The following is a 26,428-nucleotide window of genomic DNA, read 5'->3' as shown; positions in this document are numbered from 1 at the left end:
GAATCTCGGTCTCGTCTGTGGAACCCGAGTCGAGCACGATCAGCTCGTCGACCAGGCCCCCACGGTCCCGGACCAGGGGCGAGATGCTGTCGATCACCGACTCGATGGTTTCTTCCTCGTCGAGAGCCGGCAGCACCACCGAGATCGTCCGCCCGGCCTTGGCGGCGACCAATTCGCCGATCGTCCAGCTGGGACGGTTCCACAGGAGCCTGTCGTTAGCGAGGTCACCGGCGACCAGATCCGATGCTGTCATGCGAGTCCCCTCACGCTGCGCGCCGGCGGGCGCGTGCCCTGGATCGACGCCACCATTTCCAGGACCCGCCGAGTCGCCGCGACCTCGTGCACCCGAAACATGCGGGCTCCGGCGGCCGCCGCCAGCGCGGTGGCCGCTAGTGTCCCCTCGAGCCGTTCGGTCAATTCCACGCCCAGAGTCTCCCCGACGAAGTCCTTGTTACTCAACGCCATGAGCACGGGCCACCCGGTTTCGACAAGATCGGCCACGTGGCGCAACAGCAGCAGCCCGTGGAAGGTGTTCTTGCCGAAATCGTGGGCCGGGTCGATCAGCACTCGATCGCGGGCTACTCCGGCCGCGACTGCCCGCTCGGCGGCGGCGGTGACCTGGCGAATCACGTCGTCGACCACACCGCGGGTAGTCGTACCGTAACTCACCCGGAAGGGGCGCGTGCGCGGCAGCGCGCCGCCTGTGTGCGAACACACCAGGCCCGCACCGAACTCGGCGGCGGCCTCGGGCAGGGCGGGGTCGATCCCGCCCCAGGTGTCGTTGATCAGGTCCGCGCCCGCGGCGCAGGCCACTTTTGCCACCTCTGAACGCCAGGTGTCGACGCTGATCAGCTGGTTCGGGCAGGCGCCCCGCAGCCATTCGACGAACGGCACCAGCCGCGCGATCTCGGTGTCCGCGTCGACGCTCTCGCCGGGACCCGCTTTGACGCCGCCGACGTCGATGACATCGGCGCCATCAGCGATCGCCTTATGGACAGCGGCCCGGGCCGCGTCATCACCGAACGTCGCACCCCGGTCGTAGAACGAGTCCGGGGTGCGGTTAATGATCGCCATGATCAGCGGGCGATCACTGGCGACCGGGCGACCGCAAAGCGTCGACTGCACGCCTCCATAGTGCCTGGTCCCGGGTTGGATCGAGACCGCAACCCAGCGCCTCGCGACATTGCAACCACGCACACGACACGCCGATCCGGGTGTGCGTCGTTTAATTTTGGCGGAGCCTGTTGGCGCGCGGTGACGTCTTTCGTGTGTGGATGACGTATTTCGAGGCAGCGAAGCCCTCCGGCAGGGGAAGCTCACCCGATATCAGCTACTACGCGATTTCCGCCCGATCTACCCCGATACGTACCTGCCCAAGTGCGCGGCGCCCTCGCTGCGCACACGCTCGGTCGCGGCGTGGCTGTGGTCGGGTCGACGCGGGGTGCTGGCCGGGCTGGCCGCGGCCGCACTGCACGGCTCGAGTTGGATCGACGACGACGAACCCGTCGAGATGGTGTGGCGTAACCCGCACCCGCCCGCCGGCGTGGTGACCCGCAGCCCGCGAGTTAACGGTGACGAACTCGCCCATGTCGCGGGTCTTCCTGTCACCACACCCGCGCGGACGGCGTTCGACCTGGCAAGGCAACTGCCCCCCGACGAGGCAGTGGCGCGCCTCGATGCACTAAAGCGAGCCACTTCCTTTTCGACCGCAGAGGTGTTACTGCTCGCCAAGCGCTACCCGGGTGCGCGTGGCCTGCGGCGGTTGAGATCGGCTCTTCCGCTGATCGATGCCGGCGCTGCCTCCCCCAAGGAGACGTGGTTACGGTTACTGCTGATCAACGCGCGCTTGCCGGTTCCCTCGACGCAGATACCGGTGCAGGAGAACTGGCGTTGCATCGGCGTGCTCGATATGGGCTGGGAGAAATACAAAGTGGCCGTCGAGTACGACGGTGACCATCACCGCAGTGACCGTCGACAGTACGCACGTGATCAGTGGCGGCTGCGCAAACTCGAAGAACTGGGCTGGATCATCGTCCGGGTGATCGCCGAGGACAAGCCCGACGATGTCGTACGGCGGGTCCGTGCAGCGCTGCACCGCCGCGGCTATCGCGACATTTAAACCACGCACATGACACGCCGACGACGGTGTGCGTGGCTTCAATCTCGACGCAACCCGTCAGCCCTGCGGTCGCTTCCCGGACGCAACTTCCTCAGGGTACGAGTCGTAGAACGGCACGTAGCCCTCGTCGCGGCCGGCCAGCACGTACAGCGGGTCCTCGATGTCGGGGCCGTAGGCCTGCTCGCGCAACTCGACCTTGCGGCTCTTGAACGTCGACGTGTGTTCCAGCGACTGCGCAACCCGCACGAATAGCGGCAGCGCGTAGGCGGGCAACTGGTCGTAGACCGCGCGGGCCAACGACTTGCCGTCGAACTCGGCGCCGTCGCGCAGTTTGACCGCGGCCATCCCGGCGCGGCCTCCGGTGCGCGGAACCTCGACGCCGTAGACCGTGCACTCCTCGATGGCCGCGTCGGAGGACACCGCCGCTTCGACCTGTGTGGTGGCCACGTTCTCGCCCTTCCAGCGGAAGGTGTCGCCCAGCCGGTCGACGAACGCCGCGTGGAACTTGCCCTGCGGGCTCATCACGTCACCGGTGTTGAACCAGCAGTCGCCCTCGCGGAAGGCGTTGCGCACCAACTTCTTTTCGGTCGCCGCTTTGTCGGTGTAGCCGTCGAACGGAGAAAGTTTGTTGACCGGGCTGAGCAGCAGGCCGGGCTCACCGGCGGGCACCCGGCGCACCCGTCCGCTGTCGTCGCGCAGCGGGGTGCCGGTGTCGGGGTCGTATTCCACGTAGGCCAGCGGCATCGGCGAGATGCCGGTGCTGCGGGGCACGTTGAAGATGTTGATGAAGGCGGTGGTGCCTTCGCTGGCGGCGTAGAACTCGCAGACCCGGGCGACGCCGAATCGAGTGGTGAATTCCTCCCAGATCTCCGGCCGCAGCCCGTTGCCGGCGATCACGCGCACCTTGTGCGCCCGGTCGGTCGGTTTGGCCGGCTGATTGAGCAGATACCGGCAGACCTCGCCGATGTAGATGAACGCCGTGGCATCGTTGGCGATCGCCTCGTCCCAGAACCGCGACGCCGAAAACGACTTGCCCAGCGCCAGCGTCGCCCCGGAGATGATCACCGACGACACCGCGACCGTCAGGGCGTTGTTGTGGTACAGCGGCAGGCAGCTGTACAGGGTGTCGGACCCCTTCAGCCGTAAACCCAGGCCGCCGAATCCGCCCAGTGCCTTGAGCCAGCGGTAGTGCGTCATGACGCTGGCCTTGGGGTATCCGGTGGTGCCCGACGTGAAGATGTAGAACGCGGTGTCTTTGGCCCGCACCTCCGATGCCGACGCCGGGTTAATGGCCGGAGCGCTGACCGCGAATCGCTCCAGGTCCTCGATGGTCAGGGTGTTGTCGGTGGCACCGGCCGCGCCGCATTCGGTGACCGCGCTGACCAGGTCGGTCTCGGCGATCAACAGCTTCGGGTCCAGCAGGCCCAGGCTGTGCGCGAGCACGTCGCCGCGCTGGTGGTAGTTGAGCATGCCGGCGACGGCTCCACACTTGACGGTGGCGAGCATCGCCAGCACGGCGTTGGGCGAGTTGCGCAGCATGATGGCGACGACGTCGCCCTGGCCGACACCGCGCGCGGCGAGCACGGAGGCATACCGGTTGGCGGTCGCGTTGGCCTCGTGGTAGGTCAGCTGCTGGTCGCCGAATTTGAGGAAGACCCGGTCGCCGTAGCGCGCCGCCCGCTCCTGGAACACCCTGCCGATCGACCTCTTGGAGTTCGGCTGGGGCAGCAGCCCGGTCATCACCCCGCGCGCTATCACGGGAAGGTCGGCCAACACGGCCGGCACCCGGGATGCGATGTCGGTCAGGCTGACCGCTTTGCGCGCGCCCCCGTCGTGATCGGACACGTGATCCCTCGTTTCGGTTGAGTCCAGTCCGGCGGCCAGCCTATGCGATCACCGGCCGGACTCAGCCGGGTGCGCACTCCGCCAGCGCATCTCCGACGTTATCGGTCACCACCAGCCGCTCCAGGGCTGCCTCCGAGATGTACTCGGAGTCGACCAACCCGTACAGCCATGCCCGCAGGCCGTCGTAATGCCCCCACGGGTCAAGCATCACGATGGATTTGGCGTGCATACCCAGATACCCCTCGGTCCATGCCTCCAGCAGCTCGTCCAGCGTGCCCACCCCGCCGGGCAGCGCGATGAACGCGTCGGCGCGGTCTTGCAGTATTTGCTTACGCTCACGCAGGGTGTCGGTGACGATCAGCTCGTCGGCGTCGGTGTCGGCGACTTCCGGGCGTACCAGCATTTTCGGGATCACGCCGACGGTGTGGCCGCCGCGGGCGCGCGCCGCGGTGGCCACGGCACCCATCGCCGAGACCTTGCCACCCCCCGACACCAGCGTCCAGCCGCGTTCGGCGATCGCCTCGCCAAGTTCGGCGGCCAGCGCCAGCAATTCGGGGTGGGTCGGCCCGGACGCGCAGTACACACAGACCGCCCACCGCGTCGATCCCCGCACAACCCAAAGGCTATCCGGCGCTGGGCCGGCAACGTAAAATCCGGCGGTGCCGATTCGATGGAACGTTCCTCAGCACGCGGCCGCCTTGCAGCAGCTGGACGTTGCCCTCGGCGACACCGCGCGGCCCGGGGCCGTCGTACTCGGACCCGACGGCGTCGGCAAATCCACGCTGGCGCGCCTGGCCGCCGAACACTTCGCCAGCCGCCACCCGACCCTGCTCACCCGCTGGGTCACCGGCACCCCGACCGAGCGGGTGGTCCCATTCGGGGCGTTCAGCCATCTGATCGACATCAAAGAGCTCGGGAAGCCGGCCGCGCTATTGCGGGCGGCCCGAGCGTCACTGGGCCGCGATGCCGCCCAGGGCGATCTGCTGCTCATCGTCGACGACGCGCACGACCTGGACATCCTGTCGGCCACACTCGTCTACCAGCTGGCGCTGGCCCGTTCAGCGCGGATGATCGTCACTGCCCGCGCCGAGGTCGCCCCGGAGGCCATCGCCGCGCTGTGGACCGATGGCCTGTTGGATCGCGTCGACGTCGAGGCGCCCGGCGGGGCCTCGGAGCCATCGGGGTCATCGGGGTCATCCGAGCCAGTCGGCGTCGACGAATTCATCGCCGAGCTACCCGCGGCGGCGCGGTCGGTGCTGGACTACCTGTGCGTCGAGGAGCCGCTGTCGCTCGCCGACCTCACCACCCTCGCCGGTGATGGCGCGGTGATCGAGGCGGTGAATTGGGGCGCGGCGGAGACTCGGGTGCGCGACGAACGCGAAAACGACCCGATGGTCTACACGGCACACCCGCTGTTCGCCGAACGGGCGCGCGCCGCACTCGGCGACCTCAGTGATGGGGGCACCCGACGGCGCCGTACCGAGCTGGTCACGCTGCGGTCGCGGCATCCGTCGGAGCACCTCATCGACCGGCTGCGACTGGCGTCCTTGGCGGTGGACAGCGACGCCCCGCAGCCGGTGGGCGAGGTCATCGACGGCGCGCAACAGGCACTGCGGCTGGGCGACCTCACGCTGGGCGAACGGCTGGCCCGTTCGGCTTTGGAGCGCTCCGGTGAGCTGGCGGCGCGGCTGCCGCTGGCCCAGGCCGTGGCGTTCCAGGGCCGCGGCCGCGAAGCCGACGCGGTGCTGGCCGAGGTGGACCCCGCGGCGTTGTCCGAACCGGAACTGATCGCCTGGACGCTGCTGCGGGCGGCCAACCAGTTCTTCATGCTCGGCGAGCCGGAGCGGGCCACCGCGTTCCTGCGGACCATCCGCAGTCGGGTCACCGATGCGGGCCCGCGCGTCACCCTCGACGCGCTGAGCGCCACCTTCGCGATGAACGCCGGCAGCGTTGGGCGCGCCGTCGAGATCGCCCGAGGGGTGCTGGCGTCGCCGTCGGCCGGTGACCAGGCGGTGGCCTGGGCGGGCAGCGCGGCGGCGCTGTGTGCGGCGCGGCAGGGCCGTTTCGACGACGTCGAGCCGCTGGCGCAGCGCGCGCTGGGCGCCGAGCATCCGGGGCTGCTGCGCTTCACCATCGGACTAAGCCAGGTCACCGCGCTGCTGATGGGCGGCCGGCTGGACGCGGCGCGCGAACTCGCCCAGCAATTCACCGATTTCGCCGAGCTGCAGCAGCCGGGCCGCGCCATCGGCGAGGTGCTGCTGGCCCACGTGCTGCTCGCCGACGGCGAGTTCGGTCGGGCGGCGGCGCTGCTCGGCCCGGCGGCCGCCGCCTTGGAACGCACCGGCTACTCCTGGGGGCCGCTGTCGCTGATGCTGCTGGCCACCGCGCTGGCTCAGCAGAACGACCTACCCGGGTCGGCAAAAGCGTTGCGGCGCGCCGAAACCCGCCAGGGGACCAAGTCGGCGCTGTTCCTACCGGAGCTCGGTGTGGCGCGCGCCTGGTGCCGGGCGGCCGCGCGCGACGCCACGGGCGCGATCACGGCGGCGCGCGAGGCGGCACGGATGGCCGAGCGTGCCGGGCAGTCCGCGGTGGCGCTGCGCGCCTACCACGACGCGGTGCGCCTCGGTGACGTCCGCGCGGTGGACCCGGTGCGCCGGCTGGCCGCCGAGATCGACTGCGCTGTCGGCAACCTCGTCGTCAACCATGCGCGGGCGCTGGCCGCCGGTGACCGTGACGCGCTGGCGGCGGTGGCCGAAGAATTCGCGGCGATCGGGATGCGTGCGGCCGCCGCCGATGCCGCGGCTCAGGCGCAGCGGCTCTAGCCCCAAACCCCCTGCGCCGCATTGTGTATGAATCGTGATCCCGCCGTGTCGGCACGGTGACTATGACGCCTCACGCTGAAATCCGCCCGGGGCGTTTGGAGGCACGATGCGGTTCCGCCTTTCGCGGTCGGCCGGCCTAGCCGCGGCTGGCCTGCTGCTCGCAGCGCTGACGACTGACGTTCCGTCGCGCGCGGCCCCGCTGGCGGACCCGGCGGTAATCACCGGGCCCGCGGTATCACCGCTCGGCCACGCCGGGAGGTGGCTGACCGACGCCGCCGGGCGTGTGGTCGTGCTGCACGGGCTTAACCAGGTGTACAAGGTGCCGCCGTACACACCTTCCGCCGATGGATTCGGCGACGACGATGCGGCTTTCCTTGGCGCCAACGGCTTTACCGGGATGCGGGTGGGCATCATCTGGGCAGCGGTGGAGCCGCAGCCCGGCGTCTACGACGACAACTACCTCGCCTCGGTCGCGCAGACCGTGCAGACGCTGGCGTCACACGGCGTGCTCAGCCTGCTCGACTCCCATCAAGACCTGTACAACGAGGTGTTCCAGGGCGAGGGCGCACCGGCGTGGGCCGTCAAGGACGGGGGGCTGCCCAACCCGCAGCTGGGCTTTCCCGGCAACTACTTCGCCAACCCCGCCGAGAATTTCGCGTGGAACTCCTTCTGGCGCAACGCCCCTGCACCGGACGGGATCGGACTGCAGGACCACTACGCGGCCATGTGGGCGCACGTCGCCTCCTACTTCCGCCGCAACCCGGGAGTCTTCGGCTACGAGATCTTGAACGAGCCGTGGCCGGTGGTGTGGCCGCCGTGCGCGAACCCCGTTACGGGCTGCATACTCAACGACGCGCAGCTGAGGACGTTCTACAACCGCGTCCTGCCGGCGATTCGTAACGCCGACTCGACCACACTGGTGTTCTTCGAGCCGAACCTGTTGTTCGACGAAAGCATCCACACCGATGTCGGCACGGTGAGCGACGCGAACACCGTGTTCTCGTTCCATGACTACTGCGCCATCGAGTCGGAGCTGCACAAGGACATCACCTGTAGCCAGCAGGACCAGGCGACGTTCAACAACGCGCGCCGCTACACGACCCCCCGCAGCATCCCGGCGCTCCTGACGGAGTTCGGTGCCACCAACGATCTGGCAAACCTCACCGGGGTGTTGCAACGGGCCGATGCTGACCGCATCGGCTGGCTGGAATGGGCATACACGGGCAACGACAAGACCAGCTCGTCGCCGACCGAGCAGGCGCTGGTCTTCGATCCCAGTCAGCCGCCGACCGGCAGCAACGTCAACATGCCCAAGCTGGCGGTGCTGGCCGCGCCCTACCCGCAGGTGGTGGCGGGCACGCCCACGTCGTGGTCGTTCAAGTCGGGCACCTTCCGGCTGTCCTACTCGACCCAGCGGGCCGACGGCCAGGGCAGCTTCTCCCCCGGCGCACAGACGCTCGTCTCGGTGCCTCCCGTCGAGTATCCGAGCGGTTATCACGCCACGGTCACCGGCGGGCAGGTCGTCTCGGCGCCCGGTGCCCCCGTGCTGACCGTCGTGGCCGCCGCGGGCGCGGACAGCGTCGACGTCGTCGTGACTCCGTGACGGCTTTCTTGCCGCTCAGATGTTAACGACGCGGACGAGCCCTTCCAGTCCGGTGAAGTCTTCGCCGTTGCGGGTGTAGAGATCGAGGCGATTGGCGTGCGCGGTCGCCACGATCAGCAGGTCGGCGAATCGGCTCCTCGGCTTGCGTACTTCGCAAACCACGGCGGCGACGACAAGTCCGTAACTGCGTGCGGCCGCAGCATCGAACGGAAGCGGTTCGAGGATCGACTCAACCTCCTGCAACCGGGCCTGCCGCTTCGCGGCTTCCACCGGGCTCACGGCCAAATGCGGACCGGCGGCCAATTCAGCCGCGGTAATCGCGGATATCGCCATCGCGTCGGGCAGCGCCGCGATCACATCCGGGTCATGCCAGTCGACGACGACGGAAGTGTCGAGAAGTCCGGACGACACCCCTAGAGCCCCTGATGGATCGACCGGTCCAGGTCGGCGCGGAACTGACGATGGTCGATACGCACCGCGGCCGTCGCCAAGGCCGCGACTTCATCCCGGGACACGAAGGAACGACGCCCGGCCCTGAGCGGGCGAAGCTCGGCCACCGGTTCACCGTTGCGGGTGACGACGAAGGTCTCACCCGCCGTGACCGCCTCGATCACCTTGGCGTTGTCATTGCGCAGCTCGCGCTGGGCGATAGTCCTGGCCATCCGCAGAGTGTAGCAAATGGTGCTACGGTCTGCTACACGCTTAAGTACCGGCGCAGCATGTCCACGGCCGCGCTGATGTTGTCGACAGCCACCCTCTCGTCGCTGCGGTGCGCCAGGTTGGGGTCACCGGGCCCGTAATTGACCGCCGGGATGCCCAGCGCGGCGAACCGGGACACATCCGTCCAGCCGTATTTGGCCCGCACCTGCCCACCGGCGGCCTCGACCAATGCCTTGGCGGCCGGCTGCGACAGACCGGGCAGCGCTCCGGCCGCGGAGTCGGTCAGCTCGATCGCCACGTCGAGCCCGTCGAGCACCTCATGGACGTGTTGTAGCGCCGCATCCACCGACCGGTCGGGGGCGAAGCGGAAATTGACCGTCACCGAGGCCGCGTCGGGAATCACGTTGCCGGCCACGCCGCCGTCGATGCGCACGGCGGACAAACCCTCGCGGTACTCGCAACCGTCGATATCGACCCGGCGCGGCTGGTACGATGCGAGCCGGTCCAGCACCGCGCCCAGCTTGTGAATTGCGTTGTCGCCCAACCAGGATCGCGCCGAATGCGCGCGGGTTCCGCTGGCGCTGACCGCGACTCGCAGCGTGCCCTGACAGCCGGCCTCGATATAGCCCGCGGTGGGCTCGCCCAGGATGGCCACATCGGCGGCCAACCAGTCCGGCAGCTCGCGCTCGATTCGGCCCAAACCGTTTGCCGCCGAATCGATTTCCTCGCAGTCGTAGAACACCAGCGTCAGGTCGTGCGCCGGCTCGGCCACGGTGGCCGCCAGATGAAGGAAGACCGCGTCGCCGGATTTCATGTCCGCGGTGCCGCAGCCGTGCAGTTCGCCGTCCGCCAAGCGGCTGGGCAGGTTGTCGGCCACTGGGACGGTGTCCAGATGTCCGGCCAGCAGCACCCGCGACGGCCGGCCCAGCGAAGTGCGCGCCAGCACGGCGTCACCGTTGCGAACGATCTCGAAGCCGGACGTCTGCGCGCGCAACGCGGCTTCCACCTCGTCGGCGATGCGGGCCTCGTCCCTCGACTCGCTGGGGATGTCGACCAGCGCCGCGGTCAACTCGATCGGATCCCCACGCAAATCCAGCACGACCCCCAAGGGTAATCGGATCCCCTCGGCAAGTAACCTTTCCGCCGTGACTGGAGCTGCAGGTATTGGGCTGGCCACGCTGGCCTCCGACGGATCGATCCTCGACACGTGGTTCCCCGCACCGGAACTGACCGAATCGGGCACCAGCGCCACCTCGCGCCTCGCGGTGTCCGACATTCCCGCAGAGCTGGCCGCGCTGGTCGGCCGCGACGACGACCGCCACACCGAGACCATCGCGGTCCGCACGGTCATCGGCTCGTTAGACGATGTCGCCGCCGACGCCTACGACGCCTACCTGCGACTGCATCTGCTGTCGCACCGCCTGGTGGCGCCGCACGGGCTGAACGCCGGCGGCTTGTTCGGGGTATTGACCAACGTGGTGTGGACTAATCACGGGCCCTGCGCGATCGACGGTTTCGAGGCGGTGCGCGCGCGGCTTCGTCGCAAAGGACCGGTGACGGTCTACGGCGTCGACAAGTTCCCGCGGATGGTCGACTACGTCGTGCCGACCGGAGTGCGCATCGCCGACGCCGACCGGGTGCGGTTGGGCGCCCACCTGGCACCCGGCACCACGGTGATGCACGAGGGCTTCGTCAACTACAACGCCGGCACCCTGGGCGCCTCGATGGTGGAGGGCCGCATCTCGGCGGGCGTGGTGGTGGGCGACGGCTCCGACGTCGGCGGCGGGGCGTCGATCATGGGCACGCTGTCCGGCGGTGGCACACAAGTCATTTCGATCGGCAAGCGCTGCCTGCTCGGCGCCAATTCCGGCCTGGGCATCTCGCTGGGCGACGACTGCGTCGTCGAGGCCGGCCTGTACGTCACCGCCGGCACCAAAGTGACCACGCCCGACGGCACATCGGTCAAGGCCCGGGAACTCTCCGGTGCCAGCAACCTGTTGTTCCGGCGCAATTCGGTGACCGGGGCCGTCGAGGTGGTGGCCCGCGACGGTCAGGGCATCACGCTCAACGAGGACCTGCACGCCAACTGAGTCACAGGCCCACACCTTGCGTGGTGCGCAGCGCCGTTCCATGGGTCTCAGGCAGCAGGTAGGTGCACACCAGGCTGGCCAACGTGAGGGCGGCCAGCATCAGACCGATCGTCCAGCTGCCGTACGTCGCCCGCAGCGTCCCGGCGATCAGGGGCGGCACCGCGCCACCGACGACACCGGCGACGTTCACCGCCAGCGCCGATCCGGTGTAGCGGTAGCGGGTGGAGAACAGCTCGGGGATAAAGGCTGCGGTAGGTCCGGAGCCGATCGCGGCGATGGCGTACATGCCCACGATCGCCACCGCGTACAACACAGGTTTGCCGGTGTCCACGAGTGGGATCACCACAAACGACCACGCTAGACACCCAGCCCAGCCGACCAGCATCATCCGGCGGCGCCCGACTCGATCGCACAGAGTCGCCGAGAGCGCGACGGACGCGATGCTGGCCAGCCCGCCCAGCACGCCGACGATCAAGATGACGTTGCGCGAATACCCCAGGTGGGAGTGGGCGTAGTTGGTCAGGTAGGTGCCGGCCATGTAGACGAAGGCGAACGAACCGAGGACGCTGCCGGCGGCCAGGGCGATCTCACGGCGCTGCAAATGCAGCACCTCCGCGAGCGGCGCCTTGGGTACCAGGTCACGGGCTTTTTCCTCGACGAAGAGCGGGGTCTCCTCGATGTTGAGCCACACGTATAGGGCGATGAAGATCAGCCCCGCGCTGATCAGGAACGGCAGGCGCCATCCCCACTCCATGAATGCGGGGCTGTCTTCGCCGATGGTGAAGTTCACGCCGAGGAAGGTCAAGCTGTTGAGCACCAATGCGGTGCCGCCGCCGAGCAGGGTGAACATGCCATAGCGGCCGCGCCTGGCGGCCGGCGCATATTCGGCGCTCAGCAGCGCCGAACCCGCCCAATGGCCGCCGACGGCAAACCCTTGCAGCAGACGCAGCGCGACCAGGATCAACGGGGCCGCCGTTCCGATCGCCGCCGTGCTGGGCACCAGGCCGACAGCGACGGTCGACAGGGCCATGATCAGCAGCGTGACGACCAGGGTCCTCTTGCGGCCCAGGCGGTCTCCGAAGTGCCCGAACACGGCAGCGCCGACGGGCCGGGACAGAAACGCCGCGCCAAATGTCCCCATCGACGCGAGCGTGGCCACGGTAGGACTGAGCTGCGGGAAGAACACGGTGGGAAACACCAGCGCCGCCGCGGTGCCGTAGATGAGGAAGTCGTAGAACTCGATCGCCGAGCCGATGAGACAGGCGGCCGCCACCCGTCGCATCGGTGTGATGCGGGGGTCGGCTTCAGCCGTCGCGGCACGGTTCGCCTGCGTCTCCACACCACGAAGTTAAGCGAAGGCACGCGGTATTGCCCGCTGAAAGGCGCTGAAAACGCTGGCAACATCCTGTGTCCCCCCGTGCCGCGAGCGTGCGTGTCTGTACGGCGACACGCCGCGAAAGGCGAACAACTGCGCACACTCGCGGCACCAAGAAGGGCGACTCAGCCCTCGGACAGCAGCTGCTTCTTGAGTACCTTGCCCATCGCGTTGCGTGGCAACGAGTCCACAAGACGCACCTCGCGCGGCCGCTTGTGCACCGAAAGCTGTTGGGCAACATACTGAATCAAGTCATCAGGATCGGCTGAGCCGACGACGAAAGCGACGATCCGCTGGCCCAGGTCCTCGTCAGGCAGCCCGACGACCGCCGCCTCCTGCACACCCGCATGCCCGAGCAGCGCCGTCTCGATTTCGCCTGCGCCGATGCGGTATCCGCCGGACTTGATCAAATCGACCGACTCACGCCCCACGATGCGGTGCATCCCGTCGCCGTCGACGACCGCGACGTCGCCGGTGCGATACCAGCCGTCGGCGTCGAATGCTTCGGCGGTGGCCTCCGGCCGATTCAGGTAGCCATCGAACAGCATGGGGCCGCGAACCTGCAGCCTCCCGACGGTTTCCCCGTCGTGCGGCACCGCGCCGCCGCCGTCGTCGACCAGCCGGGTCTGCACGCCGGCCAGCGGCAGGCCGACCCAGCCCGCGCGACGCTCACCGTCGGCCAGCGTCGACAGCGTGATCAGCGATTCCGTACTGCCATACCGTTCGACGGGCTGATGTCCGGTGAGCTGCACCAGCCGGTCGAACACCGGCACCGGCAGCGGGGCGCTTCCGGACACCAGCAGCCGCGCCGAGCGCAACGCCGAGGCCGCCGCCTCGTCGGCCACCACCCGCGACCACACCGTCGGAACCCCGAAATAGAGTGTGCCCCCAGCGGATCCATAGCCGTCCGGCGTCGGTTTTCCGGTGTGCACGAAGCGATTTCCGATCCGCAGCGACCCGAGCAACCCCAGCACCAGCCCGTGCACGTGAAACAGCGGCAGCCCGTGCACCAGAACGTCGTCGGCCGTCCACTGCCAGGCCTGCGCCAGCGCATCCAAGTCCGCGGCGATCGCTCGCCGGCTCAGCTGCACACCCTTGGGCAGCCCGGTGGTGCCCGAGGTGTAGATCACCAACGCGGTCGCGTCCGGTGACGGCTCGGGATAGCGGTGCCAGGAGCGGGCGTGCAGTCGCACCGGGATGTGCGGCAGCCCCTCGGGCGCCGAGTCCTCCGGGGGTACCGGACCCAGCCAGGCCTGCGCCCCGGAGTCGGTGAGCATGTGCCGGCGTTCGGCCGCGCCGACATCGGCGGGTACCGGGACGACGGGGACACCGGCGATCAGGCAGCCGGTGATCGCCAGCACGGTCGGCGCCGTCGGGGTGGCCAGCACCGCGACGCGGTGCGCGCCGCCGATCCGCTCGGCCACCGATGTCGCGGCGCCGACCAGGTCGCTGCGGCTGAGCACCTCGCCGTCAATGCGCACCGCGTCGGCGACGTCCGTGGCGGTGACGACCGACGGATTCAGCGAAGCCAGCAGCACGTCAGTTCCGCTCGTCCCAGAGCTTCATCAGCGTGAACAGGATCTCCTCGCCGCGGCCTAGCCCGGCGAGGTGGCTCTCCCCCGGCAGGTGGAACAGCTCGGCGTCGGGCAGCCGGGACACCACGTGCTCGCCGTGGGCGAACGGGATGATGTGGTCGTGGTCGCCGTGCCACCAGCGGACCGGGACTTTCACCTCGTCCAGCCGGAATCCCCAGTCCCGCGCGAACAGGATGACGTCGTTGAACGGCGCGGCCAGTTGCTTGCGGCTGCCGTTGAGCAGGTCGTCAAGGAACATCGCCTTGAACTCGGGCCGGGTCAGCAGGTGCCGGTCGGCCTCAGGTGAGAGCAGCGCGTACACGTTCAGCGCGGTGGACGCGACCGGCCGGATCGACTGCACCAGCACACTCGCGCCGATCCGTAGCGGGTTGCCGCCGAACTTCAGCAGCGGCGCGACGCGCAGGCCGAGGGTCATCGCTCCGCCGGTGATCGCGTCGGGTCCGTGTGTCGGCGCCACGCCGCCGAGCACGGCGACGGCCACCACGCGGTCGGGCATTGCCGCGGCGCAGGCGAGGCTGTACGGACCGCCGCCGGACAGGCCGACGACGGCCATCTTGTCGACGCCAAGCGTGTCCGCGATGGTCCGCAGGTCGGCAGCGAACGCGAAGATGGTCTCGTACCGATGTGGTGTCGACGAGCCGATCCCGGGCCGGTCGACGCCGATCAGTCGGATGTCGTGGTCTTCGGCGTAGACGCGGGCCTCGGTCGGGATCTGCCGGCGGGCGCCGGGGGTGCCGTGCAGCCAGAAGACCGCACGTCCCTGCGGCGCCCCGAACTCAGCGAAGCTGATCTGACGGTCTTCGCCGACGGTGATGTTTCCTTCGAGCTTCGGGCGTGCAATCGCGAGGACCATGTCCGAAGCTTTGCATGTGGGAATGCTGCGGTAAACGGTTGGTGGGCTATGCGCGCACCGAGCGCTCGCCGGCGACGCGCTCGAGTTTTTTGAGCGGCCGCCGCTGCACAGCCGGCAGCACGCGGGTGACAAGCGGCTCGACCTTACTCGACGGGCCCCGATACGACACCGCGAATGTCCAGCGCAGGTTGCAGCGTTCGGCGGACATGGGTATCACGCGGTAATCCTCGGCCGACCCATCAATCCAGCCGATGTTCGTGGCGGCGACCAAAAAGCCCATGCGGCGATTAGGCTCCCAAGCTCAATACAGCTCGTCAACGCTCATGCCGCCCAGGAGCCTCACTGTGCGAGTGGCCCCTGTCGCGAACGGCTTCGGGCTGGTCCAAGTGACCTCGCGAATGACCGGCACCCATTTGCTCCACGACGGCCCGTCCTCGAGCGTGGCGAATCGTTGCTTCGCGCTCACCGCCATCTCGCGCTCGGCGACGGCACGGGCTTTCGCTCTGCCAACAGATTCCTCGTCCACCGGCAAGGCACGCATAGATCGTCCCATGGCTGGATTCTAAGCGTTCAGCACGCGTTCGCCAATAATCCGTTGCTCACGCAAGGCAGCCACCTCTTTGACGGAACGCCCTAGGCCGCTTAGGATTTCGTCGTTGTGCTGGCCGAGCGTCGGCGGTGGCGTGCGGTGGTGACGCGGCGGCCCGGGTGTGATGCGAAACGGCCAGCCAGGATAGCGGTGGGCCCCGCTGACGGGACGCTCGAATTCCTCATAGAAGCCCCGCGCGTCAAGTTGGGGTATGTCATACATCTGATCGCCGATAGTCACCCGCTCTGCCGGACTGCCCTGCGCACCAAGCGTTTTCACGATCTCATCGCAAGACTGCGTCCGGGTCCACCCAGTGACCATCTGGTCGAAGCTGTCATGGTCGATCAGCCCGTTGTCCGGAACCGACAGCGCCACCCATACCTCGTCCTCGTTTGTGGGGTAGACGCCCTGCAGATAGCCCCGCCGACGATTGCCTTCACGTTGCGGGACAACGCCATTGAGGGAATACTCGATCACCGGCTCGGCCGTCACACACGCGGCGACCTCGATCTGCGCGATCTCGATCAGTTGGCCTTCGCCAGTGCGACGGCGGTGTTCGAGCGCGGCCAGCAGCGCTACGCCGGCATGCACACCCACGATCGGATCGGCGGGTCCCTGCGGGTTGCACGGCGGCCCGTCGGCATAGCCGGTCACCGCCGACATCCCCGAGGTTTGCTCGAAGTTCAACGCCCACCCGACGTAGTCCCGCCATGGCCCCTGCAGCCCGAAGCCCGGCATCCGCAGCATGATCACGTCGGGCTTCAGCGCTACCAGCGATTCGTATTCCAGGCCGAACTGCTCCACCACTCGCGGTGAGAAGTTCTCGACGACGACGTCAGCCTGCGCGGCCAGGCGCCGGGCGATCTCCAGGCCGCGCTGCGAGGTCAGATCGAGCGTGAGGTCTCGCTTGTTGAGGTTGGTGGCCTGCCATATCGCGCTGCGCTCATACCAGTCGTCGCCCTCAAAGGGAAACGCGCCCGAGTAGCGAAAACCGTCGGGCCGCTGGATCGACTCGACCTTGACGATGTCGGCGCCGAATGCACCCAGGTAGCAGGTCAGATAGGCCCCTGCCCAAAAGGTGCTCAGGTCGAGCACCTTCAGTCCCGCAAAGGGCAGCGCCTCAGGCATCTGACGGGGAGCCGAATGATGCTGTGCTACAGCGGTTTTAGTGAACCTGAACGGCGACCCGGGGTGTTGAAATCCTCCACCATCAACGAAGAACTTGCGCTCGGCGTATTGCGGGCAGTCCAGCACGGTTGCGCCGTCATTGACCGGGGCGGCCGGAATGCGTAACGCCTGGCTCAGTTCGACGATCTCCGCGACGGTTTGCTCAGCGAGCAACGGCTCTGCCCGAGCGTAGAACTCGGCACGCTCCGGGCCGCCCGTCATGATCGCGATCTGCTGCTCGCCGTATTCCGGCAGCCCGAGCATGTCGCACACGTCCAGCCAGTGCTGGCCGGTCAGACAGTTGATCCCCACCCAGCCGTCGGCGGCGCGGACCACGCCCAGCATGGGGGCCCCCCGCGCGTTGGTGGGCAAGCCGAGACTTCGCATCCGCTTCGCCATGAGCATGGGATACGGCAGCGTCGACAACAGCGCTTCGAGCTCCGAAACATCAACCTGGACAACCTGATCAGACGCGCAACGCAGTGCGGTCAGCGCGCCCAACGCGCCGTAGGCACCCGCGACGTACTCGGCGATCCGCGCGCCGACTTGCACCGGCGGGCGGTCGGGGTCACGGGCACTGACCCAGCCCGACGCGGCCTGCAGGGTCAGCGACGTGGCCGGCCGGTCGCGCCACGGTCCGCACTGGCCGAAGTGAGATATGCGCAGCAGCACCAGGTTTGGGCGCAGCCGCTGCAGGCTTTCGCTGTCGAGGCCCAACTCTTCCAGCGCTCCCGGACCCAGGTTCTCCACCAGCACCTGCGCCCGCGCGATCAGTTCGCGAGCGTCCGCCAGGGTGGCATAACTCTTGCCGGCGTTGAGGTATTCGAACAAACCACTACGTTCGGGGTCGGGCACCCCGTGCGGAAACGGCCCCCAATTGCGCAAGGGATCGCCGCCCGGAAGTTCTATCTTGGTGACCTCGGCCCCGAGATCAACGAAAAGCTTTGCGGCGTAAGGGCCTGAGATCTCTGTGGCGATTTCGACGACGGACAGGCCCGCGAGGGGTCCGGTCACGCGGGAACCCCGATGGCCATCGGCTCCATGTACTGGTGCAACCCGCCGATGCCGCCGCCCTCGCGCCCCAGCCCGCTGAGCTTGAAGCCGCCGAACGGCGCGCCGCCAGGACCACACCCGTTGACCGCGACCTGGCCGGTGCGCATGCGGCGGGCGACGCCGACGGCGCGATCCACATCGCCGCCCCACACCGCGCCGGAAAGCCCGTATTGCGAGTTGTTCGCGATCGCGATCGCGTCGTCGTCGTCCCGGTAGCGCAGCACGGTCAACACCGGGCCGAACACTTCCTCCTGCGCGATGGTCGAATCGGCGTCGACACCGGTGAGAACCGTTGGCTCGAAATAGAATCCGACATCCAGGCCGGCCGGGCGGCCGCCGCCGGTCGCCAGCTTGGCTCCGTCGTTGACGGCGCCGTCGACATGCGCCTGGACCCGGTCGCGCTGCGCGGCGCTGATCAGCGGCCCCATCTGCACGTCGGGATCGGTGGGATCGCCGACCTTGACGTCACGGGCCAGCGCCACCAGCCGGTCGACCACGTCGTCGTGCAGCGAATCGGGAAGCAGCAGCCGGCTGTGCAGGATGCAGGCCTGCCCGGCGTGCAGCGAGCAGCTGTCGAACAGCATCTGCTGCAGCATCTCGTCGGTGACCTCGGTGTCGTCCAGGACGATGCTGGCCGACTTGCCGCCCAACTCCAGCAGAATCCGTTTCATCGTGTCGCCCGCCGCCGACATGACCCGGCGCCCGACGAGCGTGCTGCCGGTGAAGCTGATCATGTCGATCCGCGGGTCGGTGGTGAGCAGTTTGGCGGCCTCGACGCTCGACGGCGTGACGACGTTGACCACACCCGGCGGGATGTCGGTGTGCTCGTCGATGAGGCGCGCCAGCGCCAGCCCGGCCAGCGGTGTCAGCGGCGAGGGCTTGAGCACGACGGTATTGCCCGCGGCCAGCGCGTGATTGAGCTTCATGACGTTGAGGCAATGCGGGAAGTTCCACGGCGTCAGGACCGACACGACGCCCAGCGGCTGGTGTCGCAGCAGCGTGGTCCCGGCGCTCATTCCGGTCACCGCTTCCTCGCTCAGCTGGGTGGCGAGCTGGGCAGCGTGCATGGACATGTAGGCCGCGCCGTCGATTTGCATCATCCGCTCGTTGCCGATGCAGCCCCATTCGACCTGGGACAGCGCATAGAAATCGTCGGCGTGCTTCATCAGCGCGTCCGCGAGTTGGTTGAGGCAGCCGGCGCGGTCCTGACCGCTCGTGGTGGCCCACGGGCCGTCGTCGATGGCGCGCCGCGCGGCCGCGATCGCGTCGGCGACCTGGCCGACGCTGGCGTCGGGCGCCGACGCGATGACGGTCTCGGTGGCCGGGGAGACGTCGTCGTAGCGACCGTCCTCCGGCTCGACCCACCGTCCGTCGATGTAGAGCTGATAGGTGTCAACAAGGGCGGGTCGTGACTCAGCCATGCGCTTCCTCACCGAGATCGGTCATCTACTGGTCTGGTGTACACCCGTCGCGCACCGTCGTCAATCATCAGCAATCTGAATTCCAGCTTATTTCAGTAATTGTCGGCGTATTGACAGTGGCGTGCGGCGGAGGGTAGACACATGTCGCAAGACAGATTGCATCAATCTGTCGGATTCATGTCCCGCGAGAAGGGCCCGGCGTGCACACTAATCCTCCGCTGCACTCGCCGAGTCTTCCGCTGCACTCGCCGAGTTTCCCGCTGCACTCCCCCGACTTCTACGCCGGCGACCCCTATCCCGCCTACCGTGAGCTGCGCGCTACCGCGCCGGTGTGCTGGAACGACGTCACCAACTTCTGGGCGCTGCTGAAGTACGAGGACATCCGCTTCGTGTCGAGCAACCCGGCGCTGTTCTCCTCGACCAAGGGCATCACCATCCCCGATCCGGCGATGCCCAGCCCGGTGCAGGAGGGCAACCTGATCTTCAGCGACCCGCCGCGGCACCGGCAGCTCCGCAAGCTGATCAACTCCGGCTTCACCCGCCGTCGTGTCGCCGTGCTCGAGCCGAAGATCCGCGAGATCGTGCGCGGGATCCTCGACGGCATCGAACCCGGCTCCGTGCACGAATTCGCCGAAGAGATCGCCGCCCCGCTGCCCACCCGGATGATCGCCGAGCTGATCGGCGCCCCGCCCGACGACTGGGAGCAGTTTCGCGCCTGGTCGGACGCGGCCACCGGAACCGCCGATCCCGAGATCGAGCTGGACTCGTTCGTGGCGATGGGACAGCTCTTCGAGTACTTCCAGAAGCTGATCGGAGCCCGCCGGATCGAACCGCGCAATGATCTGCTGTCGGTGCTGGCCGAAGCCGAGATCGACGAGCACCGGCTCACCGACGAGGACCTGCTCAACTTCGCGTTTCTGTTGCTGGTGGCCGGCAACGAGACCACCCGTAATCTGATCGCGCTGGGCACGCTGGCGCTGATCGAGCATCCCGAGCAGCGCCGGCTGCTGGTCGAGGATCCGTCGCTCATCCCCGGCGCCGTCGAGGAGATGCTGCGGTGGAACAGCCCGGTGGTGCACATGGCCCGCACCGCGACGGCCGACGTCGAGATTCGCGGCCGGCTGATCCGGGAGGGCGATGTGGTGGTGATGCTGTATGGGTCGGCCAACCGCGACGAGGAGATATTCGGCCCCGACTCCGAGGAGTTCAAGGTCACCCGCCACCCCAACCCGCACATCGCGTTCGGGTGCGGCGAACATTCCTGTGTCGGTGCGCAATTGGCGCGCCTGGAGGCGACGGTGCTGTTCGACGAGCTGTTGCGGTGCTTCCCCAGCCTCGAACTGGTCGGCACGGTGGATCGGATGCGGGCCACCATGGTGCCCGGCGTGAAGCGCATGCCGGTACGGGTGGGAGCCTGAGGCGATGGATCTCGAGTACACGCCCGAGCAGCAGCGGCTGCGCGCCGAAATCCGCGCGACGCTGGAACAGGTGATGACGCCCGAACGCACCCTCGCGCTCAGCGCACGCATGGAGGGCGGTCCCGAAACGCGGGAATGCATACGCGCCCTGGCTGCGGCCAACCTGCTGGGCGTCGGCTGGCCCAAAGAGTATGGCGGACGGGGTTTCTCGGCAATCGAGCAGTTCATGTTCGCCGAAGAGGCGCAGCGGGTCAACGCGCCGATCCCGCTGGTGACGCTCAACACGGTCGGGCCGACCCTGATGCAATGCGGAACCGAGGAGCAGAAACAGAAGTTTCTGCCGGCAATTCTCGACGGCAGCGTCGAGTTCGCGATCGGCTACTCCGAGCCCGGGGCGGGCAGCGACCTGGCATCACTGCGCACCACCGCCGTCGGCGACGGCGACAGTTACGTGATCAACGGCCATAAGATGTTCACCAGCGGCGCCGCCTACGCCGACTACATCTGGCTGGCCGCACGCACCGACCCGAATGCCAAGAAGCACAAGGGCATTTCCATCCTCATCGTGCCCACCAGCTCGCCCGGGTTCTCCTGGAAGCCGCTGCACACCATGCCGGGCATCTCCACCTTCTACACGTTCTACGACGACGTGCGGGTGCCGGTCAGTGCGCTGGTCGGCGAGGAGAACCAGGGTTGGCAGCTGATCACCACGCAGCTCAACTTCGAACGCGCCGCCCTGGGCAATCTGGGCGCGCTCGAACCCTTGTTCGAGAGGACGCTGGACTGGGCCACAACCACCGAGCTCGACGGCGGCCGCGTCATCGACCAGCCCTGGGTGCAGCTCACGCTGGCCCGCGTCGAAGCGCAGGTCGCCGCCTACAAACTCGTCAACCTGCGGATCAACGCGGCCATGGTCAAGGGCGTGCTGAACATGGGGGAAGCCTCTGCCGCGAAGGTGTTCGGCACCGAACTGACCCAACAGGTCGCCCGCGAGTTGCTGGAAGTGCTGGGCGGCAACGGCACGCGCCGCGGCGACGATGCACCGCTGCGCGGCGCCCTGGAATCCGCATATCGCTGGGCGGTCATCAACACCTTCGGCGGCGGCGCCAACGAAATCCAGCGTGACATCATCGCCATGGCCGGCTTGGGCATGCCGCGAGCACCGCGTGACCTTCGGGTCACAGAAAAGTCAGGAGGACCAACCAGGTGACCGACCAAGAAACCGTCCGCGCCAAGCTGCGGGCTCTCGTCGGCCAGCCCACCGATGGTACCGGAACGCCCACGGTGGCACCGGATCCGGTGAATCAGCCGATGATCCGGCACTGGGCGTACGCGCTCGCCGACATGAACCCCGTCTACCTCGACCCGGAGTTCGCGGCCGCGTCGCGGTTCGGCGGCATCGTGTCATCGCCGGTGATGCTGCAAACCTGGACGATGCCGTCGCCGAAACTGGAAGGTATCGGTGACCGCGGTGGCGCTCCCATCGAGATCAAAACCAACCCAACGGCATTCCTCGACGAAGCCGGCTACACCAGCACGGTGGCGACCAACTCGGAGTTCGAGATCGAACGCTATCCCCGCCTCGGCGACGTCATCAGCGCGACGGCGGTGTACGAATCGGTTTCCGACGAGAAGAAGACGGCGCTGGGCACCGGCTTCTTCCTGACCTGGCTGACCACGTACACCAACCAGGACGGCGAAGTCCTCGGGCGGCAGCGCTTCCGGGTGCTGCGATTCAGGCCGGCGAACTGATGGCGACCCGAATGGCACCGGCGATCAGTCCGGACACCGAGTTCTTCTGGAATGGGTTGCGGGAGAACAAACTCCTGATCCAGCGCTGCAGTGGCTGCGGGGAGCTGCGTCACCCGCCCCGCCCCATGTGCCCGAAGTGCCGTTCGCTCGATTGGGAGGCGATCGAGTCGTCGGGCCGCGGCACCGTCTACAGCTATGTCATGCCGCACCAACCGCGCTTCCCGTTCTTCGACTACCCCTACGTCGTGGTGCTGGTTCAACTCGCGGAGGGCGTGCGGATCGTGTCCAACCTCACGGGCATCGACCCGGCAGACGTCACGGTCGGCATGCCGGTGGAGGTCTACTTCCAGTCTTTCGATAACGACCTGGTGCTGCACCAGTTCCGGCCGAGTGCTTCCCAATAGAGACCACCGCCGATGGATTTCGCGTTCACCGAAGAACAAGAGACGATCGCCAAACTCGCCCGCGATCTGTTCGAGCGCCGCGCAGCACCGGAACACCTGACCGAACTCGAATCCGGGGACATCCGGTACGACGACGCGCTGTGGAAGGAACTCGCGGCCGTCGACCTGCTGGGCACCGCGTTGCCGGAATCGGTGGGCGGTAACGGCGGCGGCTTCGTGGAACTGGGGGTGTTGCTGGCCGAGGTCGGCTGGAGCGTGGCGCCGGTCCCGGTGTACGCGGCCCTGGTGCTGGGCGCCGATCCCGTTGCCCGGCACGGCAATCCCGAACAACAGCAGCGCTTCCTACCGGGCGTCGTCTCCGGTCAGCGCATCCTGACCGCGGGCCTGACCGAGCCCGGCCGATCCGACCCGACCGTGCCGGCCACGACCGCGCGCCGCGACGGCGCGGGTTGGCGACTCGACGGCGCCAAAGAGCTGGTGCCCGCCGCCCAGCTCGCCGACACCATCCTGATTCCGGCCACCACCGGAGACGGCGAAGTCGAGCTATTTCTGCTCGCCGCGGACGCCGCGGGCGTCGAGGTCCGCCCGGCCAAGACCACTAACCGCGAACCGCACGCCGACATATTCCTGTATGGTGCAACGGTTTCCGACGAGGACAGGCTGCCCGGCGGGCTCGGGCTGATCGATTCGCTACACACCCGCGCGCTGGTCGGACTGTGTGCGATCCAGCTCGGCGTGGCGGAGCGGGCCTTGCGGATGGCCGCCGCATACACCACGCAGCGTGAGCAATTCGGGCGCCCGATCGGCAGCTTCCAGGCGGTGCAGCAGCGGCTGGCCGACGCGTTCATCGACGTCGAGGCGATCCGCTGGACCACCTGGCACGCGGCATGGCTGATCGCGCACGGGCGTCCGGCCGGCCGGGCGGCCAGGATCGCGAAATTCTGGGCCGCCGAAGCCGGCGCGCGCGTCGCCGCTTCCGCCCAACACGTACACGGCGGCATCGGCATCGACACCACCTATCCCCTGCATCGCTACTTCCTGTGGGCCAAACACAACGAACTCGCCCTCGGCTCGGCCACTGCGCAACTGGCCCGCCTAGGTAACGTTTACGCGAGAGGACAGCTTTGACGACCACCACAACCCTGAAATGGGCCGACATCGCGGTCGGCGACGAGGTGACCCCGCTCGACATCCCCATCACCACAACGATGATCGTCGCCGGCGCGATCGCCTCACGCGATTTCATGCCGGTCCACCACGACCGCGACTACGCCAATAAGCAGGGCTCGCCCAACCTGTTCATGAACATCCTGACCACCAACGGGTATTGCGTGCGTTTCCTCACCGACTGGGCGGGACCGGAAGCCATGGTCAAGAACCTCTCGATTCGCCTTGGCGTGCCGTGCTTTCCGGACGACCCGCTGCGCTTCACCGGCAGCGTGACGGGCAAGACTGGCGGCAGTGGCGGTGAGAACTTCGTCGAGGTGACCTTCAAGGGCTCCAACAGCCTTGGCGACCACGTCTCGGGCACCGCGATCCTCAGCCTGCTCGACGGGGCCCTCGAAAGGACCAAAGCATGACCAGCACGCTGCCGGGCGCCACGGCGATCGCGGGGATCGGCCAGACCGAGTTCTCCAAGGAATCCGGGCGCAGTGAACTGCAATTGGCGTGCGAGGCGGTCAGCGCCGCACTCGACGACGCCGGCCTGGCGCCTAGCGACGTCGACGGCATGGTCACGTTCACCATGGATTCCAGCGACGAGATCGACATCGCCCGCAACGTGGGCATCGGCGACCTGAGCTTCTTCAGCCGCGTGCACCACGGCGGCGGTGCGGCGGCCGGCACCGTGGTGCATGCCGCGATGGCCGTCGCCACCGGCGTTGCCGACGTGGTGGTGTGCTGGCGCGCGTTCAACGAAAGGTCCGGGTTCCGGTTCGGCGGCAGCGGACGCACCAGCGCCGAAACCCCGCCGTTCATGGCGCATTACGCGCCGTTCGGATTGCTCACCCCCGCGGCGTGGGTCGCGTTGCACGCCCAGCGCTACATGTCCACCTACGGAGTCACCAACGAGGACTTCGGCCGGATCGCCGTGGTCGACCGCGCGCACGCGGCCCGCAACCCCGATGCCTGGTTCTACGAGCGCCCAATTACGCTGGAAGACCACCAGAATTCGCGCTGGATCATCGAACCGGTGCTGCGCCTGCTGGACTGCTGCCAGGAGAGCGACGGCGGCGTCGCGCTCGTCGTCACCAGCGCGGAACGCGCCCGCGACCTGCGCCAGCCACCGGCGATCATCACCGCGGCGGCACAGGGCGCGGCCTACAACGGCGAGATGATGACCAGCTATTACCGCGACGACATCACCCGGCTGCCCGAGATGGGCGTGGTGGCCGAACGACTGTGGAGCGATTCGGGCCTCAAGCCGCAAGACATCCAAACCGCCTTCATCTACGACCATTTCACGCCGTTCGTGTTCACCCAACTCGAGGAATTCGGTTTCTGTGGGCGCGGCGAGGCCAAGGACTTCGCCACCGTCGAGCGCCTCTCGCTCGGCGGCGAGCTGCCGATCAACACCAACGGCGGGCTGCTCGGCGAGGCCTACATCCACGGCATGAACGGCATCACTGAGGGTGTGCGCCAGATCCGCGGCACCTCGTACAACCAGGTCGACAACGTCGAGCACGTACTGGTCACGTCGGGAACCGGCGTACCCACCAGCGGGCTGATTCTCGAACCAACCTGATGACTCAGTCTTCGTTCACCCAGGCCACCGAGACCCGCGAGCTCATACTCGAGTCCGCGTATGCCTGTTTCCGCAAACACGGCCTGCTGAAGGCGACGATCGTCGACATCGCCAAGATGGCCAACATATCCCGCAGCACGATCTACGAGTACTTCAGCGACAAGGGCGCGATTCTGGAAGCGTGCGCCGAGCAGGCCTCCGAACAGTTCTACCGCGAGATGTCCAGAGCGATGGACCGCGGCAGCTCATTGGAGGAAAAGCTGGCCCAGGCAGCGGTGTTCGTGACCCAGGCACGCCGGGCGATCGCCTCCGAGGAGTACTTCGACGAAGACGCGATCAGCCTGCTGCTGACCAAGGACGCCGGCGTGCTGTTGCGCGAATGCGTCGACTTCTTCGCGCCGCATCTCTCGGCTGCCAAGCTCACTGGTGAGGTCCGCAAAGAACTCGACGTCGAGGCCGCCGGCGAATGGTTCGCGCGAATCTTGTTCTCGCTGTTCAGCACTCCGTCGTCGACGCTGGACATGGACGATCCCGACGTGGTGGCCCGGTTCGTGACCGAGCACGTGGTGCGCGGTTTTGCCAGCGACCGTCCGCGGCCGAGACGTGCCACCGACACACACTCGACTAATCGAGGATCTGTGTAATCCCTTGTGTCACTGTAGTTTCAATGGCCACAGCACAGGGATTCTTGTCGGTGGTCCTTCCTAGAATTGGGTCATGGGATCAAGCAGTCGTGACGAGATCGTGGAGGTCTTCGACGCGCTCGACGCGGACCTGGATCGCCTGTGTGATTTGTCCTTTGATGTGTCGTCACACTGTGGTTTTTGTTGATTGTCATGATCAGAACAGTCCTTGTTGGGGGGCTGGGGGCTGGATACGCAGGCCTTTTCCGCGTCCGGTACGGATGTGGACGGCTTGG

General features: G+C 67.5%; 26 protein-coding genes. 12 read left to right on the top strand and 14 right to left on the bottom strand.

The genetic code is table 11. The features are described from left to right. On the bottom strand, positions 1 to 253 hold a 253-nt coding region (locus ACLP9N_RS30115), incomplete at its 3' end, for a glycosyltransferase (RefSeq protein WP_442410793.1). Continuing rightward, the gene (gene folP / locus ACLP9N_RS30110; RefSeq protein WP_442410792.1) at positions 250 to 1,074 is read right to left on the bottom strand and encodes a dihydropteroate synthase; all 825 of its coding nucleotides are present in this window, start codon (positions 1,072 to 1,074) and stop codon (positions 250 to 252) included. The genes ACLP9N_RS30115 and folP, both read right to left, overlap by 4 nt. A gap of 196 nt (positions 1,075 to 1,270) precedes the next feature. On the opposite strand from folP, the gene ACLP9N_RS30105 reads away from it, so the two are divergent. Further along, the gene (locus tag ACLP9N_RS30105) at positions 1,271 to 2,119 is read left to right on the top strand and encodes an endonuclease domain-containing protein (RefSeq protein ID WP_442410791.1); all 849 of its coding nucleotides are present in this window, start codon (positions 1,271 to 1,273) and stop codon (positions 2,117 to 2,119) included. A 57-nt stretch (positions 2,120 to 2,176) separates the two neighbouring features. Here the strand turns inward: ACLP9N_RS30105 and fadD6 are convergent, their stop codons facing one another. After that, the gene (gene fadD6, locus ACLP9N_RS30100; RefSeq protein WP_442410790.1) at positions 2,177 to 3,964 is read right to left on the bottom strand and encodes a long-chain-acyl-CoA synthetase FadD6; all 1,788 of its coding nucleotides are present in this window, start codon (positions 3,962 to 3,964) and stop codon (positions 2,177 to 2,179) included. 61 nt (positions 3,965 to 4,025) lie between these two features. After that, on the bottom strand, positions 4,026 to 4,577 hold the full coding sequence (locus ACLP9N_RS30095) for a TIGR00730 family Rossman fold protein (protein WP_442410789.1): 552 nt from the start codon (positions 4,575 to 4,577) through the stop codon (positions 4,026 to 4,028). Positions 4,578 to 4,623: 46 nt separating this feature from the next. On the opposite strand from ACLP9N_RS30095, the gene ACLP9N_RS30090 reads away from it, so the two are divergent. Beyond that, positions 4,624 to 6,786: an AAA family ATPase gene (locus ACLP9N_RS30090; protein ID WP_442410788.1), complete on the top strand. Its 2,163-nt coding sequence runs from the start codon at positions 4,624 to 4,626 to the stop codon at positions 6,784 to 6,786. A 106-nt stretch (positions 6,787 to 6,892) separates the two neighbouring features. Beyond that, a complete protein-coding gene (locus tag ACLP9N_RS30085; protein WP_442410787.1) occupies positions 6,893 to 8,389 on the top strand; it encodes a cellulase family glycosylhydrolase in 1,497 nt (498 codons plus the stop codon). A gap of 15 nt (positions 8,390 to 8,404) precedes the next feature. On the opposite strand, the gene ACLP9N_RS30080 is transcribed toward ACLP9N_RS30085, so the two are convergent. Genes ACLP9N_RS30080 through dapE form a run of 3 tightly spaced genes read right to left on the bottom strand, consistent with a single transcriptional unit; the run spans position 8,405 to position 10,148 of the window. After that, the gene (locus tag ACLP9N_RS30080) at positions 8,405 to 8,800 is read right to left on the bottom strand and encodes a type II toxin-antitoxin system VapC family toxin (protein WP_442410786.1); all 396 of its coding nucleotides are present in this window, start codon (positions 8,798 to 8,800) and stop codon (positions 8,405 to 8,407) included. Positions 8,801 to 8,802: 2 nt separating this feature from the next. Then, on the bottom strand, positions 8,803 to 9,051 hold the full coding sequence (locus ACLP9N_RS30075; protein ID WP_442410785.1) for a type II toxin-antitoxin system Phd/YefM family antitoxin: 249 nt from the start codon (positions 9,049 to 9,051) through the stop codon (positions 8,803 to 8,805). A gap of 32 nt (positions 9,052 to 9,083) precedes the next feature. Beyond that, positions 9,084 to 10,148, bottom strand: coding sequence for a succinyl-diaminopimelate desuccinylase (dapE, locus tag ACLP9N_RS30070; RefSeq protein ID WP_442410784.1), 1,065 nt, complete (start codon positions 10,146 to 10,148; stop codon positions 9,084 to 9,086). Between the two features lie 19 nt (positions 10,149 to 10,167). Between dapE and dapD the strand changes: the two genes are divergently transcribed. After that, positions 10,168 to 11,139, top strand: a complete 972-nt coding sequence (gene dapD / locus ACLP9N_RS30065) for a 2,3,4,5-tetrahydropyridine-2,6-dicarboxylate N-succinyltransferase (protein ID WP_442410796.1) — start codon at positions 10,168 to 10,170, stop codon at positions 11,137 to 11,139. Between the two features lies 1 nt (position 11,140). Here the strand turns inward: dapD and ACLP9N_RS30060 are convergent, their stop codons facing one another. The 7 genes from ACLP9N_RS30060 to ACLP9N_RS30030 all read right to left on the bottom strand — a co-directional run bounded on the left by ACLP9N_RS30060 (position 11,141) and on the right by ACLP9N_RS30030 (position 19,192). After that, a complete protein-coding gene (locus ACLP9N_RS30060) occupies positions 11,141 to 12,421 on the bottom strand; it encodes an MFS transporter (protein ID WP_442410795.1) in 1,281 nt (426 codons plus the stop codon). 218 nt (positions 12,422 to 12,639) lie between these two features. Beyond that, complete coding sequence (locus tag ACLP9N_RS30055) at positions 12,640 to 14,052, bottom strand: acyl-CoA synthetase (RefSeq protein ID WP_442410783.1); 1,413 nt, start codon at positions 14,050 to 14,052, stop codon at positions 12,640 to 12,642. Between the two features lies 1 nt (position 14,053). Beyond that, a complete protein-coding gene (locus ACLP9N_RS30050) occupies positions 14,054 to 14,962 on the bottom strand; it encodes an alpha/beta fold hydrolase (protein ID WP_442410782.1) in 909 nt (302 codons plus the stop codon). Between the two features lie 46 nt (positions 14,963 to 15,008). Then, entirely contained in the window at positions 15,009 to 15,242 is a 234-nt protein-coding gene (locus ACLP9N_RS30045) for a hypothetical protein (RefSeq protein WP_442410781.1), read from the bottom strand. A 21-nt stretch (positions 15,243 to 15,263) separates the two neighbouring features. Continuing rightward, complete coding sequence (locus ACLP9N_RS30040; RefSeq protein WP_442410780.1) at positions 15,264 to 15,515, bottom strand: hypothetical protein; 252 nt, start codon at positions 15,513 to 15,515, stop codon at positions 15,264 to 15,266. A 9-nt stretch (positions 15,516 to 15,524) separates the two neighbouring features. Then, a complete protein-coding gene (locus ACLP9N_RS30035) occupies positions 15,525 to 17,732 on the bottom strand; it encodes a CaiB/BaiF CoA transferase family protein (RefSeq protein ID WP_442410779.1) in 2,208 nt (735 codons plus the stop codon). Next, the gene (locus tag ACLP9N_RS30030) at positions 17,729 to 19,192 is read right to left on the bottom strand and encodes an aldehyde dehydrogenase family protein (RefSeq protein ID WP_442410778.1); all 1,464 of its coding nucleotides are present in this window, start codon (positions 19,190 to 19,192) and stop codon (positions 17,729 to 17,731) included. The genes ACLP9N_RS30035 and ACLP9N_RS30030 overlap by 4 nt, the downstream gene beginning before the upstream one ends. Positions 19,193 to 19,452: 260 nt before the next feature. Here ACLP9N_RS30030 and ACLP9N_RS30025 point away from each other — a divergent pair, with 260 nt between their 5' ends. Genes ACLP9N_RS30025 through ACLP9N_RS29990 form a run of 8 tightly spaced genes read left to right on the top strand, consistent with a single transcriptional unit; the run spans position 19,453 to position 26,153 of the window. Beyond that, complete coding sequence (locus tag ACLP9N_RS30025; protein WP_442410794.1) at positions 19,453 to 20,610, top strand: cytochrome P450; 1,158 nt, start codon at positions 19,453 to 19,455, stop codon at positions 20,608 to 20,610. Between the two features lie 4 nt (positions 20,611 to 20,614). Continuing rightward, entirely contained in the window at positions 20,615 to 21,820 is a 1,206-nt protein-coding gene (locus tag ACLP9N_RS30020; protein ID WP_442410777.1) for an acyl-CoA dehydrogenase family protein, read from the top strand. Continuing rightward, positions 21,817 to 22,362, top strand: coding sequence for an FAS1-like dehydratase domain-containing protein (locus tag ACLP9N_RS30015; RefSeq protein ID WP_442410776.1), 546 nt, complete (start codon positions 21,817 to 21,819; stop codon positions 22,360 to 22,362). Before ACLP9N_RS30020 ends, ACLP9N_RS30015 begins: the two co-directional genes overlap by 4 nt. Next, positions 22,362 to 22,766 (top strand): Zn-ribbon domain-containing OB-fold protein, encoded by a 405-nt coding sequence (locus ACLP9N_RS30010; RefSeq protein ID WP_442410775.1) that lies wholly within the window; start codon positions 22,362 to 22,364, stop codon positions 22,764 to 22,766. Before ACLP9N_RS30015 ends, ACLP9N_RS30010 begins: the two co-directional genes overlap by 1 nt. A gap of 12 nt (positions 22,767 to 22,778) precedes the next feature. After that, entirely contained in the window at positions 22,779 to 23,894 is a 1,116-nt protein-coding gene (locus ACLP9N_RS30005; RefSeq protein WP_442410774.1) for an acyl-CoA dehydrogenase family protein, read from the top strand. Continuing rightward, positions 23,891 to 24,346 (top strand): MaoC family dehydratase, encoded by a 456-nt coding sequence (locus ACLP9N_RS30000; RefSeq protein WP_442410773.1) that lies wholly within the window; start codon positions 23,891 to 23,893, stop codon positions 24,344 to 24,346. The genes ACLP9N_RS30005 and ACLP9N_RS30000 overlap by 4 nt, the downstream gene beginning before the upstream one ends. After that, complete coding sequence (locus tag ACLP9N_RS29995) at positions 24,343 to 25,509, top strand: lipid-transfer protein (RefSeq protein WP_442410772.1); 1,167 nt, start codon at positions 24,343 to 24,345, stop codon at positions 25,507 to 25,509. Before ACLP9N_RS30000 ends, ACLP9N_RS29995 begins: the two co-directional genes overlap by 4 nt. Beyond that, entirely contained in the window at positions 25,509 to 26,153 is a 645-nt protein-coding gene (locus ACLP9N_RS29990) for a TetR/AcrR family transcriptional regulator (protein WP_442410771.1), read from the top strand. Before ACLP9N_RS29995 ends, ACLP9N_RS29990 begins: the two co-directional genes overlap by 1 nt. Positions 26,154 to 26,428: the final 275 nt, after the last annotated feature.

It is taken from the genome of Mycobacterium sp., from assembly GCF_052144515.1.
Taxonomy (GTDB): Bacteria; Actinomycetota; Actinomycetes; order Mycobacteriales; family Mycobacteriaceae; genus Mycobacterium.
Note: the sequence above shows the minus strand (reverse complement) of the source record. Positions and strands in the feature narration are given on the sequence as shown.

Excerpts from the sequence above, each read along its gene's own strand:
- ACLP9N_RS30045 (WP_442410781.1), bottom strand. The coding sequence starts at position 15,242 with ATGGGCTTTTTGGTCGCCGCCACGAACATCGGCTGGATTGATGGGTCG.
- ACLP9N_RS30030 (WP_442410778.1), bottom strand. The coding sequence starts at position 19,192 with ATGGCTGAGTCACGACCCGCCCTTGTTGACACCTATCAGCTCTACATC.
- ACLP9N_RS29990 (WP_442410771.1), top strand. The coding sequence starts at position 25,509 with ATGACTCAGTCTTCGTTCACCCAGGCCACCGAGACCCGCGAGCTCATA.
- ACLP9N_RS30010 (WP_442410775.1), top strand. The coding sequence starts at position 22,362 with ATGGCGACCCGAATGGCACCGGCGATCAGTCCGGACACCGAGTTCTTC.
- ACLP9N_RS30075 (WP_442410785.1), bottom strand. The coding sequence starts at position 9,051 with ATGGCCAGGACTATCGCCCAGCGCGAGCTGCGCAATGACAACGCCAAG.
- ACLP9N_RS30020 (WP_442410777.1), top strand. The coding sequence starts at position 20,615 with ATGGATCTCGAGTACACGCCCGAGCAGCAGCGGCTGCGCGCCGAAATC.
- ACLP9N_RS30050 (WP_442410782.1), bottom strand. The coding sequence starts at position 14,962 with ATGGTCCTCGCGATTGCACGCCCGAAGCTCGAAGGAAACATCACCGTC.
- ACLP9N_RS30040 (WP_442410780.1), bottom strand. The coding sequence starts at position 15,515 with ATGGGACGATCTATGCGTGCCTTGCCGGTGGACGAGGAATCTGTTGGC.
- ACLP9N_RS30085 (WP_442410787.1), top strand. The coding sequence starts at position 6,893 with ATGCGGTTCCGCCTTTCGCGGTCGGCCGGCCTAGCCGCGGCTGGCCTG.
- folP (WP_442410792.1), bottom strand. The coding sequence starts at position 1,074 with ATGGCGATCATTAACCGCACCCCGGACTCGTTCTACGACCGGGGTGCG.
- ACLP9N_RS30060 (WP_442410795.1), bottom strand. The coding sequence starts at position 12,421 with ATGCGACGGGTGGCGGCCGCCTGTCTCATCGGCTCGGCGATCGAGTTC.
- ACLP9N_RS29995 (WP_442410772.1), top strand. The coding sequence starts at position 24,343 with ATGACCAGCACGCTGCCGGGCGCCACGGCGATCGCGGGGATCGGCCAG.
- ACLP9N_RS30005 (WP_442410774.1), top strand. The coding sequence starts at position 22,779 with ATGGATTTCGCGTTCACCGAAGAACAAGAGACGATCGCCAAACTCGCC.